This is a genomic window from Arsenicicoccus sp. UBA7492 (assembly GCF_002479615.1).
In the GTDB taxonomy this organism is placed as follows: domain Bacteria; phylum Actinomycetota; class Actinomycetes; order Actinomycetales; family Dermatophilaceae; genus Arsenicicoccus; species Arsenicicoccus bolidensis.
This window is the reverse complement of the sequence record NZ_DLOE01000049.1, coordinates 17231-30817: the sequence shown is the minus strand read 5'-3', so window position 1 is coordinate 30817 and position 13587 is coordinate 17231. Positions and strand designations below refer to the sequence as shown.

General features: G+C 71.9%; 13 protein-coding genes. 11 read left to right on the top strand and 2 right to left on the bottom strand.

Annotated features, from left to right (window positions below; all coding sequences use genetic code 11):
- A complete protein-coding gene (locus B4E97_RS15615; protein ID WP_019284363.1) occupies positions 1-933 on the bottom strand; it encodes an ABC transporter ATP-binding protein in 933 nt (310 codons plus the stop codon).
- A 177-nt stretch (positions 934-1110) separates the two neighbouring features.
- Here B4E97_RS15615 and B4E97_RS15610 point away from each other — a divergent pair, with 177 nt between their 5' ends.
- Both B4E97_RS15610 and B4E97_RS15605 read left to right on the top strand, forming a co-directional pair.
- Positions 1111-1791 (top strand): uracil-DNA glycosylase, encoded by a 681-nt coding sequence (locus B4E97_RS15610; protein ID WP_037210818.1) that lies wholly within the window; start codon positions 1111-1113, stop codon positions 1789-1791.
- Complete coding sequence (locus B4E97_RS15605) at positions 1788-2624, top strand: SGNH/GDSL hydrolase family protein (RefSeq protein ID WP_286956046.1); 837 nt, start codon at positions 1788-1790, stop codon at positions 2622-2624. Before B4E97_RS15610 ends, B4E97_RS15605 begins: the two co-directional genes overlap by 4 nt.
- Before the next feature lie 93 nt (positions 2625-2717).
- Here the strand turns inward: B4E97_RS15605 and B4E97_RS15600 are convergent, their stop codons facing one another.
- A complete protein-coding gene (locus tag B4E97_RS15600) occupies positions 2718-4019 on the bottom strand; it encodes a Fic family protein (RefSeq protein ID WP_286960628.1) in 1302 nt (433 codons plus the stop codon).
- Between the two features lie 318 nt (positions 4020-4337).
- On the opposite strand from B4E97_RS15600, the gene B4E97_RS15595 reads away from it, so the two are divergent.
- The 9 genes from B4E97_RS15595 (at position 4338) to B4E97_RS15555 (ending at position 13542) form a co-directional block, all read left to right on the top strand.
- Complete coding sequence (locus tag B4E97_RS15595; RefSeq protein WP_286960626.1) at positions 4338-5354, top strand: LLM class F420-dependent oxidoreductase; 1017 nt, start codon at positions 4338-4340, stop codon at positions 5352-5354.
- A 105-nt stretch (positions 5355-5459) separates the two neighbouring features.
- Positions 5460-6611 (top strand): acyl-CoA dehydrogenase family protein, encoded by a 1152-nt coding sequence (locus B4E97_RS15590; protein WP_286960624.1) that lies wholly within the window; start codon positions 5460-5462, stop codon positions 6609-6611.
- Between the two features lie 64 nt (positions 6612-6675).
- Positions 6676-7440 (top strand): SDR family NAD(P)-dependent oxidoreductase, encoded by a 765-nt coding sequence (locus tag B4E97_RS15585; protein WP_239262975.1) that lies wholly within the window; start codon positions 6676-6678, stop codon positions 7438-7440.
- A gap of 189 nt (positions 7441-7629) precedes the next feature.
- Positions 7630-8940: a trypsin-like serine protease gene (locus B4E97_RS15580; RefSeq protein ID WP_286960622.1), complete on the top strand. Its 1311-nt coding sequence runs from the start codon at positions 7630-7632 to the stop codon at positions 8938-8940.
- A 174-nt stretch (positions 8941-9114) separates the two neighbouring features.
- Positions 9115-10629 (top strand): acetyl-CoA hydrolase/transferase family protein, encoded by a 1515-nt coding sequence (locus tag B4E97_RS15575; protein WP_286960620.1) that lies wholly within the window; start codon positions 9115-9117, stop codon positions 10627-10629.
- 128 nt (positions 10630-10757) lie between these two features.
- On the top strand, positions 10758-11924 hold the full coding sequence (gene thiO / locus B4E97_RS15570) for a glycine oxidase ThiO (RefSeq protein ID WP_286955475.1): 1167 nt from the start codon (positions 10758-10760) through the stop codon (positions 11922-11924).
- On the top strand, positions 11921-12121 hold the full coding sequence (gene thiS / locus B4E97_RS15565) for a sulfur carrier protein ThiS (protein WP_239262935.1): 201 nt from the start codon (positions 11921-11923) through the stop codon (positions 12119-12121). Before thiO ends, thiS begins: the two co-directional genes overlap by 4 nt.
- Positions 12122-12127: 6 nt before the next feature.
- A complete protein-coding gene (locus B4E97_RS15560) occupies positions 12128-12937 on the top strand; it encodes a thiazole synthase (RefSeq protein ID WP_286955478.1) in 810 nt (269 codons plus the stop codon).
- Positions 12937-13542 (top strand): thiamine phosphate synthase, encoded by a 606-nt coding sequence (locus tag B4E97_RS15555; RefSeq protein ID WP_286960618.1) that lies wholly within the window; start codon positions 12937-12939, stop codon positions 13540-13542. The genes B4E97_RS15560 and B4E97_RS15555 overlap by 1 nt, the downstream gene beginning before the upstream one ends.
- Positions 13543-13587 lie beyond the last annotated feature (45 nt).

Here is a 13587-nt window from a genome sequence, read left to right as displayed (position 1 = left end):
TCAGCCTGCCCGCTGGGGCTGGCGGCGCCCCTGGACCAGCTCGTCCAGGTGGGCCATGGTGTCGAGCACGTCCTCGCGGGTCGGGCTCTGCAGCTCGTCGACGAGCTCGCCGTCGGCGAGGAAGACGACGCGGTCGCAGTAGGCCGCGGCCACGGGGTCGTGGGTGACCATGACGATCGTCTGACCGAACTCGTCGACGCTGCGCCGCAGGAAGCCGAGGATCTCGGCCCCGGAGCGGGAGTCGAGGTTGCCGGTGGGCTCGTCGGCGAAGATGATCTGGGGCTTGCTGGCCAGCGCGCGGGCGCAGGCGACGCGCTGCTGCTGGCCGCCGGACAGCTCGGACGGCTTGTGCCGCAGCCGGTCTCGAAGCCCGACGGTGTCGATGACGGTGTCGTACCACTCCGGGTCCGGCTTGCGCCCGGCGATCGACAGCGGGAGCAGGATGTTCTCCTCCGCCGTCAGGGTCGGGATGAGGTTGAAGGCCTGGAAGACGAAGCCGATGCGGTCGCGCCGCAGCTCGGTCAGGTCCTTGTCCTTGAGGCCGCCGATCTCGGTGTCCCCGACGAAGACCTGCCCGGCGGTCGGCGCGTCCAGCCCGGCCGCGCAGTGCATCAGGGTCGACTTGCCGGACCCCGACGGTCCCATGACGGCGGTGAACCGCCCCTTCTCGAACGCGATGTCGACGCCCCCGAGCGCGACCACCCGGGCGTCGCCCTGCCCATAGACCTTGGCCAGGCCCCGCGTCGAGGCGGCGACCTCGCCCTGGACCGCCCGCTGCTCGTATGCCGGCGCGCGGACCTCCCGGGTGGCCACCGTCTCGTGCGTGGCCACCGTCTCGTGCGTGGCCGCCGTCTCGCGCGGGTCGCCGGCCTCGACCACCGGCTCCGTCTGCTGTCGTGCGTGACGTGGCTGCTGCCTCTTGAACAGTCCCATCCCTGACATCCCCTCCGATAGGTCCCCGCTGCCGCGAGTCCGGTGGCGGTCCAGCCGGGAGGCCGACCGCTGCTCCCTCGACGCTACTGGCCTGACGCTGCGTCAGGGCCAGGGGAAACCCCTGGCCGGACCCTGAGCGACACCTGATGGCGCCGGGATCCGTCTAGGGTGGTCGCCGTGACCCCGCCCCAGCCGCTGTCCGAGATCGTCCACCCCACGTGGGCGACGGCCCTCGAGCCGGTGGCCGACCAGGTGCGGGCCATGGGGGACTTCCTGCGGGCCGAGGTCGCGGCGGGTCGCCCCTACCTCCCGGCCGGGGCCCACGTGCTGCGCGCCTTCGAGCAGCCGCTGCCCGACGTGCGGGTGCTGATCGTCGGCCAGGACCCCTATCCCACCCCGGGTCACGCGGTGGGCCTGTCCTTCTCGGTCGCCCCGGACGTGCGCCCGATCCCCCGCTCGCTGGTCAACATCTATCAGGAGCTGACGACGGACCTCGGTGTCCCCCAGCCAGGCTCGGGCGACCTGTCGCCGTGGGCGGACCACGGCGTGCTGCTGCTCAACCGCGTCCTCACGGTCCAGCCCGGCAAGCCTGCCAGCCACCGGGGCAAGGGCTGGGAGGCCGTCACGGCCTGCGCGATCACGGCGCTGGTCGAGCGCGGCGGCCCTCTCGTGGCGATCCTGTGGGGTCGCGACGCCCGCAACCTGGCGCCCCACCTTCCCGGCATACCATGCATCGAGTCCGCCCACCCCTCACCCCTGTCGGCGCACGCCGGGTTCTTCGGCTCGCGACCGTTCAGCCGCGCCAACGCCGCCCTGCAGGAGCAGGGCGCCGAACCCATCGACTGGAGGCTCCCGTGAGCATCGCCCGTGATCCGAGGTCCTGGGGCCGCTACGTCGCCATCGGCGACTCCTTCACCGAGGGGATGAGCGACCCGGACCCGGCCTCTCCCGACGGTGACGTGTATGCCGGATGGGCGGACCGCCTCGCGGCGATGCTGGCCGTCGTGGCCGCCAAGGACGACCGGGAGCTGCGCTACGCCAACCTCGCCATCCGGGGCCGCCTGCTCGACGACATCGTGACCCGGCAGGTCGACGACGCGCTCGCGCTGGAGCCCGACCTCGTGTCGATCGTGGGCGGCGGCAACGACATCCTGCGACCACGCGCCGACATCGACGCGCTGGCGTCCCGCCTGGAGGAGGCGGTCGCCCGCATCCGCGCGACCGGCGCCGACGTCCTCATGGCGACCCCGACCGACCCCAAGGACGCCCCCCTCGTCGGCCTGACTCGCGGCCGCGTGGCGACCTACATCGCGCACATCGTGGCCATCGCGCAGCGGCACGAGTGCTACCTGCTCAACCAGTGGGCCCTCACGCCGCTCAAAGACTGGCGCATGTGGTCCGAGGACCGCATCCACATGACGCCGGACGGCCACGAGCGCGTCGCCGCCGAGGCCTTCCAGTCGCTGGGCTTCCCACCCGAGCTCGCCGACTGGCGCACGCCGCTGCCGCCCATGGCCGCACCCGCCCGCTCCGAGGCGCTGCGCGGCAACGTCGAGTGGGCCCGCACCTACGTCGGCCCCTGGGTCCAGCGCCGCCTCACCGGCCGGTCGTCCGGCGACGGCCGCGCCCCCAAGTACCCCACGCTGCAGGTCGTCGACCCGCGCCGCGCCTTCGCCCCCTCCCAGCACTGACGGCCGCAGCCGCTGAGCTCTCAGAGCTTCTCGCAGGCGATCCCGCGCAGGACATCGCAGCAGGGCCAGAGCTTGTCGATGAGCCTGTCGGAGTCAGTCATGAGCGGGCCTTGCCGGAGGGGCTGTGGGAGCGCCGCGGTGAGGCGCGCTCTGTCTCGTGTCGAAGCGGGTGCTCGCGAGCCGACGTTCGGCCCAGGTGATCATGTCGAGGAGGTCGTCGGCCACGTAGGCCTGCCGCCCCGGCCCGATGGCCTTCCTCGTCAGGATCCGTGCTACGTAGAGCTCGTCCAGCGCCTTCCCGGCTGCGGTCCGCGAGACGCCGTGGATCCGGACCACGGTGGCTACGGTGAGGACTGGCGTCGCAGGAAGGTCCGCGAGGATCGCCGCCGTGGCCGAATCGCTACGCAGGCCGCGGGTGGCACCCTTCTTCGTCCGCTCCTCCGCAATCCTCGTGTCCCAGTCAGCGCGCAGAGCCGCCAGCTCGCTCGCGATCCGCTCCGCCTGGTCACAGGCAAGGATCGTCGCCGTCGAGAAGACGGCGATCCAGGCCGAGCGCACCGCCATCCCTGTCACCGAGTCCGCACTGGCGGCGACCCGGTATGTCGTCAGTCCCTCGACATACCGGCTGCGCATCGTCGACAGGACGAGGCTGATGGGCAGCACCGCGTCGCGAGTCAGTCCGCGGCGGGCGAGCACGGTGTGGATGAGTGCGCGGCCCACCCGGCCGTTGCCGTCGGTGAAGGGGTGAATCGTCTCGAACTGGGCGTGCGCCAGCGCCGCCTGGGCGATAGGCGAGTGCAGTCCTCCGGCGAGATAGGCGACGAGATCCTGCATGAGGGCGGGCACTCGCTCGGGGTCGGGAGGGACGAAGTCGGCGTCGAGGGGATGCCAGTCAGAGCCGCCGATCCAGTTCGGCACCTGCCGCAGCCCGTGGTGGTGCTCCTCCCGGGGGAGAAGGGACCGATGCAGGGCCTCGATGTCCTCGACCGCCACGTGATCGACGCCGACGAGGCGGGTGGTCGCTTCACGGACGACGGTCATGTTGTTCGCAACCATCTGCGCCTGCTCGCCGACCCCCTTGACCTCCTCGCTCTGACCCAGCTCGGCGAGCGCCACATTTCGGGCGGACGGCGCGATCCCCTCGATGCGCGACGACGCGATCGCCTCGGAGCGCAGGAGGAAGCGGGAGATCCCGGCAAGATCTCGAAGGTCCCCGTCGAGCGAACGCACACGCCGCTCGGCCTCCGCGACGAGCCGATCCGTCTCCGGGTCGAGAGCCAGCGCGGCGCCGACCAGCAGGTCCGGCACATATCGCGGGTAGCGCCCCGAACGCCGCTCGCGCCGAGGCAGGCTGGGCTCGGACGAGTCCCACCACGCCTGCTCCCACGTGCCCATAGTCGCTAGCCTTTCGTCGAGATGCCCTAAGATGCCCTGTGGCAACCTTAACGCTTAAAGTTGCCTCGACGGGGCCGCGGCGACACCTTGAGCCCTAAGGTCGGACGGCTGCCAGCTGCCGACTCGGCCCCGCGGCTCTCCCACACCCCTGACGAGCCGAGCGGTGAGATCCACTCGATCCGCCGCCACGCCGTCCTCACCGTCTGTGGATGGACCGTCCTGCGCGCGAGCGGGTGGGGTTCGTCATACGGCCTCGTCCTGGTCCCGCCCGGGCACCCCGGGCATACTGACCGGTAATCCAACGGTGAGGAGCAGGCGATGAAGCTGGGTCTGGGACTGGGCTACTGGGGCGCGGGCAAGCCCGAGGGGATAGAGGAGGCCGTCGCAGCCGCCGAGGAGTGCGGCTTCGACTCCATCTGGACGTCCGAGGCCTACGGGTCCGACGCCCTGACGCCGCTCGCGTGGCTCGGGGCCCGCACGACGCGGCTCACGCTCGGCACCGCCGTCATGCAGATGTCGGCGCGCACCCCCGCCGCCACCGCCATGGCCGCGATGACCATGGACCACCTCTCCGACGGACGGTTCGCGCTCGGCATCGGCGCCAGCGGCCCGCAGGTCGTCGAGGGGTGGTACGGCCAGCCCTACCGGCAGCCCCTCGCCCGGACCAGGGAGTATGTCGAGATCCTGCGCACCGCCATGCGTCGCGACGTCGTGCAGCACACCGGCCGGCACTACCAGGTGCCGATCGAGGGCGGGACCGGCCTCGGCAAGCCGCTCAGGTCCACGCTGCACCCCGTCCGCGAGACCATCCCGATCCTCGTCGCTGCCGAGGGGCCCAAGAACGTCGCCCTCGCGGCCGAGATCGCCGATGGCTGGCTGCCGCTGTTCTACTCCCCCTACGAGGACTCCTTCTACCGCCACTGCCTCGACGAGGGCTTCGCCGCGCGCGGGGGGCACCCGGACGGCTTCGAGGTGCCGCTGCCGGTGCAGGTCGTCGTGGACGAGGACGTCGAGCGTGCGGCCGACCGCCTGCGGCCGCACGTCGCCCTCTACGTCGGCGGGATGGGCGCCAAGGGCCAGAACTTCCACTACGACGCGGTCGCGCGCCTGGGCTTCGAGGCGGAGTGCGCGCGGATCCAGGAGCTGTTCCTGGCGGGGCGCAAGGAGGAGGCCGTGGCCGCCGTCACGACCGAGATGGTGTCGCGCATCGCGCTCGTCGGCCCGGTGGCCAAGATCAAGGACGAGCTCGCCGCGTGGGAGGAGTCGCTAATCACCACGATGGTCGTCCACGGCAACGCCCGCACCGTGCGGCAGATCGCCGAGATCGTGCTGTAGGTCTGCGTGCTGCAGGTCTCCGTGCTGTAGATCACGGTCGCTGCGGGCCCCGGGCAGCGCTCCCGGGCCTGCGCCTTCCGCGACGTCAAGTCCTATCCTCAGGGCATGCCAGCCGAGCGCCTGATGCCCAACGACGAGTCCCAGGACCTCATCGACCTCACCCGCGAGATCTGCCGCGACAAGCTCGCGCCCCAGGTCGATGCCATGGAGGCCGCCCACGAGTTCCCCCGCGAGACCTTCACGCTGCTCGGCAGGTCGGGCCTGCTGACGCTGGCCTACCCCGAGGAGCTGGGCGGCGGCGGCCAGCCCTACGAGGTCTACCTGCAGGTGGTCGAGGAGATCGCCTACGCCTGGATGTCGGTGGCCGTGGGCGTGTCGGTGCACTCGCTGACCTGCTTCCCGGTCGCGACCTACGGCACCGAGGAGCAGCAGCGCGACCTGCTGGCCGGGATGCTCTCGGGCGAGCAGCTCGGGGCCTACTGCCTGTCCGAGCCGCAGGCCGGGTCCGACGTCGCCTCGATGACGACCCGGGCCACGCGCCAAGGGGACTCGGGTCCCTACGCCCTGCGCGGCACCAAGGCCTGGATCTCGCACGCCGGCCACGCCGACTTCTACACGACCTTCGCCCGCACGAGCGACGAGGGCGCCAAGGGCCTGTCCTGCTTCATCGTGCCGGGGGACGCGGCGGGGCTGGGCTTCGCCGAGCCCGAGCGCAAGATGGGCCTGCACTGCGACACGGTCCGCCAGGTCTACCTCGAGGGGGTCGAGGTCGACGAGGGTCGTCGCATCGGTGCCGAGGGTCAGGGTATGCCGATCGCGCTGGCCGCCCTCGACGCCGGACGTCTCGGCATCGCGGCGTGCGCCACGGGTCTGGCCCAGGCCGCGCTGGACGTGTCCGTGCGCTACGCCAAGGAGCGGGCGCAGTTCGGGCGGACGATCGGCGAGTTCCAGGGCCTGGCCTTCCTGCTCGCCGACATGGAGGCCGCCGTCCACCAGGCGCGGTCGACCTATCTGATGGCCGCCCGCATGAAGGACGCCGGGCGCAGCGTCGGCAAGCAGGCGTCGGTCGCCAAGCTCACGGCCACCGACGCGGCGATGAAGGTCACCACGGACGCGGTGCAGGTGCTCGGCGGCGCGGGCTACACGATGGACTTCCCCGTCGAGCGCTACATGCGCGAGGCCAAGGTCGCCCAGATCTTCGAGGGGACCAACCAGATCCAGCGCCTCGTCATCTCGCGGGCGCTGCTCCGCGGCTGAGCTCGTCCGGCTGCGGCCAGACCTATCATCCGATCGTCAACATCCCTCCAGGACAGGACATTTCGTGAAGATCACCGACCAGACCGTAGCCCTCGTCACCGGCGGCGGCTCGGGCCTCGGCGAGGCCACCACCCGCGCCCTGCACGCCGCCGGCGCGGCCGTCGTCATCGTCGACCTCGAGACCTCGCGCGGGGCCCAGGTCGCGGAGGAGCTGGGTGAGCGCGCGCGCTTCTGCCCCGCCGACGTGCGGGACGAGGACGGGGTGCAGGCCGCCGTCGACGTCGCCGCCACGCTCGGCGAGCTGCGGATCGCGGTGTCCTGCGCGGGAGTGGCGACGCCGGGTCGCGTCGTGGGTCGCGGTGGCCCCCTCGCGCTGGAGAAGTTCCGGACCGTCGTCGACATCAACCTCGTCGGCACCTTCAACGTCATGCGCCTGGTGGCGGCGGCGATGGTCGACAACGAGCCCGTCGACGGAGACCGTGGCGTCATCATCAGCACCGCCTCCATCGCGGCCTACGACGGGCAGGTCGGGCAGGCGGCATACGCCTCCTCCAAGGCCGGCATCGTCGGGCTGACGCTCACCGCCGCCCGGGACCTCGCCGACAAGGGCATCCGCGTGATGACCATCGCCCCCGGCACCATGGAGACCCCGATGATGGCCGGCATGCCGGAGGAGACCCGCGCCAGCCTCGGCGCGATGGTCCCGCACCCGTCACGCCTCGGCCGCCCCGAGGAGTTCGCTGGGCTCGCGGAGCACATCATCGCCAACCCCATGCTCAACGGTGAGGTGATCCGCCTGGACGGGGCGCTGCGCATGCCGCCTCGCTGACGAGTCGTGAAGCCTGGACCGAGGGCACGTTCCGTGACGGGACGTGCCCTCTGCGTATCTCGTGGCGTGTTGACCGATCCAGAAACAATTAGTGGCCAGAAGGTCTTTACAGGGGATCGCTGACGGTCCAGGATGATCCCCCATACGGCCCTCCCATCCCCAGGCCGTGCTCACCCACAGGAGTCATCGATGCGCCATCTGGCCGTGCCCCGCCCTGCCCTCTTGTCCCTCGCGACCGTCGCCGCCGTCACGCTCGGTGCCGGCGTCCTCGCCCCCGTCGCCCAGGCCGGCGCTCCCGCCGCACCGCCGGACGTCAACCCCATCGTCGGCGGCGGCCAGGCCCCCGAGGGCCGGTGGCCCATGGCCGTCAAGATCAAGATGACCACCTCGGGCGGCACCTTCGGCTGCGGCGGCACCCTCATCAGCCCCGACACCGTCCTGACGGCCCAGCACTGCCTCGACGAGACCCCCTCGACGATGACGGTCCAGGCCCTCATCGGCAAGGTCGACTACACCCAGGGTGAGTCCCGCAAGGTGGTCACGTGGAAGACGGGCGCCGGACCGCGCAAGGGCGACTGGGCGGTGGGCAAGCTGGACCGCCCGTCCACGATCACGACCTTCGCCCCCATCACCCCGGACACGTCGCTCGACCGCTCCCCCTGGTTCACCGCCATCGGCTGGGGCCGGCTCACCGAGGGCGGCGCGAGCACGCAGTACCTCCAGCAGGTGGACCTCCCCCTGCACACCGGCAGCGGCTGCCTCCCCTATGCCGACGCCGAGATCTGCGCCTCCGGCAACGGCACGGCCGGCACGGACACCTGCAACGGCGACTCCGGCGGCCCGCTCTTCGCCAAGAACGCCTACGGCCGTGACGTCCAGGTCGGCATCACCTCGTGGGGCGTCGGCTGCGCCCGCGCCAACGACGCGGGGCACTACACCAAGATCTCGGCCTACCGCTCGCAGATCCTGTCGGCCATCGACGCCATCGGCGGCACGCGACCCGGCGGCACGACGCCCACCCCGACGCCGACCCCGACGCCGACCCCGACACCGACGCCCACCCCGGGCAGCAACGCGGTCGTCAACGGTGGCTTCGAGTCCGGCCAGACCGGCTGGACCGGCACCACCGGCCCCATCACCAACAACGCCGGACGCCCCGCCCACACCGGCACCTGGAAGCTCTGGCTCGGCGGCAACGGCGCCACCGCCACCGAGTACGAGCAGCAGACCCTCACCGTCCCCGCCGGCCACAAGCTCACCTACTGGGTCGCCGTCGACAGCGCCGAGACCTCCAGCTACACCGCCTACGACAAGGCCACCGTCACCATCAACGGCTCCGCCGTGGCGTCCTACTCCAACCTGACCAAGACCAACGGCTACGTCCAGAAGACCGTCGACCTGTCCAGCTACGCCGGCCAGGCCGTCACCCTCAAGATCAGCGCCACCGAGGACTCCTCCGCCCAGTCCAGCTTCGTCTTCGACGACATCACCGTCCAGTAACCCCAGCGTCACCCCAGACAAACACAGCACGCAGAGGCCGTATGCCGGGTCCCCCTTCCCGGCATACGGCCTCGCCGTCCGTCACCGCGCCAAGGGCCACCCCACCGCATCACCCGACCGACCCCGGTCCTAGGGTTGGACCGACCCCAAGGACCGACCCCCGAGGTGATCTCGATGAGCTCCCGCGTCGCCAACCCCGCCCTCCGCAGCAAGATCATGACGGCCGATGACGCGGCCGCTCTCATCAGCCACGGCGACAACGTCGGGATGAGCGGGTTCACGGGCGCGGGCTATCCCAAGGCCGTCCCCAAGGCGCTCGCCGACCGGATGACCGCCGCCCACCAGCGCGGCGACGACTTCCGGGTCGGGGTGTGGACGGGCGCCTCGACGGCCCCGGAGCTGGACGGCGCGCTGGCCGAGGCCGACGGCGTGGAGCTGCGGCTCCCCTACCAGTCCGACCCGATCAGCCGCGCCAAGATCAACGCCGGCACGATGGAGTACATCGACGTCCACCTCTCGCACGTCGCGCAGATGACCTGGGAGGGCTTCCTCGGCAGGCTCGACGTCGCGCTGGTCGAGGTGGCCGCGGTCAACGAGGACGGCACGCTGCTCCCGTCGGCGTCCGTGGGCAACAACAAGACCTGGATCGACCAGGCCGACAAGGTGATCCTCGAGGTCAACGCCTGGCAGCGCCTGGAGCTCGAGGGCATGCACGACATCTACTACGGCACCGCCCTGCCACCCCACCGCAAGCCGGTCATGATCACCGACGCCGCGGACCGCATCGGAGACCCCTTCTTCCGCTGTCCGCCGGACAAGATCATCGGGATCGTCGAGACCGACGCCCCCGACCGCAACACGGCGTTCAAGGCGCTCGACGACGACTCCAAGGCCATCGCCGGTCACCTGATGGACTTCCTGCAGTCCGAGGTCCGGGCCGGCCGCATGCCGGAGAAGCTGCTCCCGCTGCAGAGCGGCGTCGGCAACATCGCCAACGCCGTGCTCGCCGGGCTGTCGGAGTCCCCGTGGAAGGGGTTGCAGGCCTACACCGAGGTGCTGCAGGACGGCATGCTCGACCTGATCGAGAACGGCACGATCGAGGTGGCGTCCGCGACCGCGTTCTCGTTGTCCCCCGAGGGAGTTCAGCGGTTCAACGACGACATCGACTTCTTCAGCAAGCGGATCATCATGCGTCCGCAGGAGATCTCCAACCACCCCGAGGTGATCCGCCGGCTCGGGGTCATCGCCAGCAACGGGCTGATCGAGGCCGACATCTACGGCAACGTGAACTCGACGCACATCATGGGCTCGCGGATCCAGAACGGCATCGGCGGCTCCGGCGACTTCGCCCGCAACGCCTTCCTGTCGACCTTCGTCACGCCGTCGACGGCCAAGGGCGGCGCCCTGTCCTGCATCGTCCCGATGGTCACGCACGTCGACCACACCGAGCACGACGTGCAGGTGCTGATCACCGAGCAGGGTCTTGCCGACCTGCGCGGCTGCTCCCCGCGGCGTCGGGCGCAGCGGATCATCGACCACTGCGCGCACCCCGACTTCCGGCCGATGCTGCAGGACTACTTCGACCGGGCCCAGCGCGGCGCGTGGGGGATGCAGACGCCTCACCTGCTGGGCGAGGCGTTCAGCTGGCACGAACGGTTCATGCAGACGGGCACGATGCGTCCCGCCTGACCGCCTGACCGGCCTAGGATGGCGAGGTCCTCGCGGGAGCCCGGTGCACCGGGCTGAGAGGAGACCTGGAGCCTGGTCTCGACCGCTGCACCGACCCGGTCATGCGGGTCAGGGAGATCGGAGCGCAGATGTCCTCACCCGGCCCCAGGGTCGTCGTCCTCGGTGGCGGCGTCATCGGTCTCGCCTGCGCGTGGTCGCTGGCGAGCCGCGGGGCGGACGTCGAGCTGTGGGATCCCGCGCCCGGGCAGGGCGCCTCGCACGCCGCCGGCGGCATGCTGGCTCCGGTCAGCGAGGCGACCTACGAGGAGGAGGACCTGCTCGCCCTGGCGCTCGCGTCGCACGCCCGGTGGCCGAACTTCGCGGCGCGGCTCGAGGCTGCGTCGGACATCTCGCCCGACCTGCACACCGAGGGCGCCCTGCACGTCGGGATGGATCTCGACGACGCCCGCGAGGTATGGCGGACCGCCGACCTGCTGGAGCGCTACTCCCTTCCCTACCAACGGCTCTCGTCACGCGAGCTGCGTCGGGTGGCTCCCGCTCTCGCGCCCGGTGCGCGTACCGCGCTGCTCGTCGAGAGCGACCTGTGGGTCGACAACCGGTTCGTGGTGCAGGGGCTCCGCGCGGCGGGGGTCCGGGCCGGGGTGGAGCTGGTCGCGCGGCGCGGGGCGCCGGTCGTCGAGGACGGACGGGTCGTCGCGGTGGCGTCCTGCGACCACGACACGCCACGCGAGTCCCGTTGCGACACCGTGGTCCTCGCGGCGGGCGTCGACAGCGGTGCGGTCCCGGGCGTCGCCGAGCTGGTCACCCTGCCGCTGCGCCCGGTCAAGGGGCAGATCCTGCGCATGGGCGGAGCCCGAGGCCTCCTCGACCACACGGTCCGGGGGACGGTGCACGGCGACCACGTCTATCTCATCCCCCGCATCACCGGCGAGCTCGTGATCGGCGCGACGTCCGAGGAGCTGGGCGACACCGACGTGACCGGGCGCGGCCTGCTGGAGCTGCTGCGCGCCGCCACCACCCTGCTGCCCGAGGTCGGTGAGCTGACGCTGGTCGACGCCGTCGCCCGGCTGCGCCCCGGCACCCCCGACAACGGACCCCTGCTCGGACTCGTCGGCACGCCCGGCCTGGTCGTCGCCACCGGTCACTTCCGCCACGGGATGCTGCTGACCCCCGTCACCGCCGACCTCGTGACCGACCTCGTGCTCGACGGTGTCACCGACATCGCCGAGGCGACCCCCTTCGCCGCCACCCGCTACCCACCTCCCTCCCGTCACCACCCTGAGGACAGCCCATGACCATCACCGTCAACGGCGAGAGCCGTTCCGTCGCAGACGGGCTCGACATCACCGGCCTCGTCGCCGAGCTCGGCCTGACCCCCGACGGCATCGCCGTGGCCGTCGACCACACCGTCGTCCCCCGCGGACGCTGGCAGGGCCGCACCCTCGACGACGGCGCCCAGGTCGAGATCGTCACCGCCATGCAGGGAGGCTGAGCCGCCATGTCCCCCACCACTCCTCACGCCCCGGCGGGCGCCACACCGTTGGACGACCCGCTCGTGGTCGGCGGGCACGAGCTCTCGTCCCGGCTGTTCCTCGGCACGGGCGGCTCGCGGCGCATCGCCGACCTCAAGGCCGCGGTGCTCGCCGCCGAGCCGAGCCTGGTCACCGTGGCCATGCGCCGCATCTCGACCACCGGCAAGGACGACACGCTCGGCCTGCTCCGCCGCCTCGGGTGCCGGCTGCTGCCCAACACGGCCGGCTGCTACACCGCGCGGGAGGCCGTGCTCACCGCCCAGCTCGCCCGGGAGGCGCTCGGCACCGACCTGATCAAGGTCGAGGTCATCGCCGACGACCGCACCCTGCTCCCGGACGTCGTCGAGCTCCTCGACGCGTGCGAACGGCTCGTCGACGACGGGTTCACGGTGCTGCCCTACACGACCGACGACCCCGTGATCGCGCGTCGGCTCGCCGATCTCGGCTGCGCCGCCGTCATGCCGCTGGGCTCCCCCATCGGCTCGGGCCTCGGCATCCGCAACCCGCACAACATCGAGCTGATCCGTGAGGCCGTCACCGTGCCCGTGGTGCTCGACGCAGGCATCGGCACCGCCTCGGACGCCGCCCTCGCCATGGAGCTCGGCTGCGACGCCGTGCTCGTCGCGTCCGCCGTCACCCGGTCCGAGCACCCCGCCGCGATGGCCGCCGCCATCCGCCACGCGACCATCGCTGGGCGCCTCGCCCATGGCGCCGGCCGCATCCCGGTCCGACGCCACGCTCTCGCGTCCTCCCCCATGCAGGGCCGCATCGACTGATGCCCTCCCGGCTGCTGGTCCTCACCGACCGCTCGCAGCTGCCGGCCGGCCGGTCGCTGGTCGAGCAGGTCGAGCGCTGCATCGATGCCGGGGCGTGCTGGGTGTGCCTGCGCGAGCGCGACCTGCCCGACGACCAGCGACTCGCCCTCGCCACGTCGCTCGCCGGCCTCCTGCGGCCGGTGGGTGGTCGGCTCGTCGTGGCGGCGCCCCTGCCTGCCGCGGCGGCGTGGGGCGCGGTGGCGGACGGCGTGCACCTGCGACGCAGCGATCCCGTCCCGCCGCACGCGTCGCTGGTGGGGCGCTCGACCCACGACGTGGCCGAGCTGCGTGCTGCGGTGGAGCAGGGGTGCGACTACGTCACGCTCTCGCCGTATGCCGCAACCGCCTCCAAGCCGGGCTACGGCCCCGCGCTCGGACCCGCAGGGCTTCGCCGGGTCATCGATGCGGTGCCCCTCGGCGAGACGAAGGTCCTTGCGCTGGGCGGCATCTCGGGCGAGACGGCCGCCGAGGCCATGGGCGCGGGTGCGCACGGGGTGGCCGTCATGGGCGAGGTGATGCGGGCGGGCGACCCCGGTCGCGTCATACGCGCGCTCCTGCCGGACTGAGCCGATCGCGCCCCTGGCGGGTCGGCCGTCGCCCTGCCACCCTGG

Bases quoted from the DNA above. Each gene is read 5' to 3' on its own strand.
- B4E97_RS15615 (WP_019284363.1), bottom strand. From the start codon at position 933: ATGGGACTGTTCAAGAGGCAGCAGCCACGTCACGCACGACAGCAGACG.
- B4E97_RS15600 (WP_286960628.1), bottom strand. From the start codon at position 4,019: ATGGGCACGTGGGAGCAGGCGTGGTGGGACTCGTCCGAGCCCAGCCTG.
- B4E97_RS15595 (WP_286960626.1), top strand. From the start codon at position 4,338: ATGAAGCTGGGTCTGGGACTGGGCTACTGGGGCGCGGGCAAGCCCGAG.
- B4E97_RS15590 (WP_286960624.1), top strand. From the start codon at position 5,460: ATGCCAGCCGAGCGCCTGATGCCCAACGACGAGTCCCAGGACCTCATC.
- B4E97_RS15580 (WP_286960622.1), top strand. From the start codon at position 7,630: ATGCGCCATCTGGCCGTGCCCCGCCCTGCCCTCTTGTCCCTCGCGACC.
- B4E97_RS15575 (WP_286960620.1), top strand. From the start codon at position 9,115: ATGAGCTCCCGCGTCGCCAACCCCGCCCTCCGCAGCAAGATCATGACG.
- thiO (WP_286955475.1), top strand. From the start codon at position 10,758: ATGTCCTCACCCGGCCCCAGGGTCGTCGTCCTCGGTGGCGGCGTCATC.
- thiS (WP_239262935.1), top strand. From the start codon at position 11,921: ATGACCATCACCGTCAACGGCGAGAGCCGTTCCGTCGCAGACGGGCTC.
- B4E97_RS15560 (WP_286955478.1), top strand. From the start codon at position 12,128: ATGTCCCCCACCACTCCTCACGCCCCGGCGGGCGCCACACCGTTGGAC.
- B4E97_RS15555 (WP_286960618.1), top strand. From the start codon at position 12,937: ATGCCCTCCCGGCTGCTGGTCCTCACCGACCGCTCGCAGCTGCCGGCC.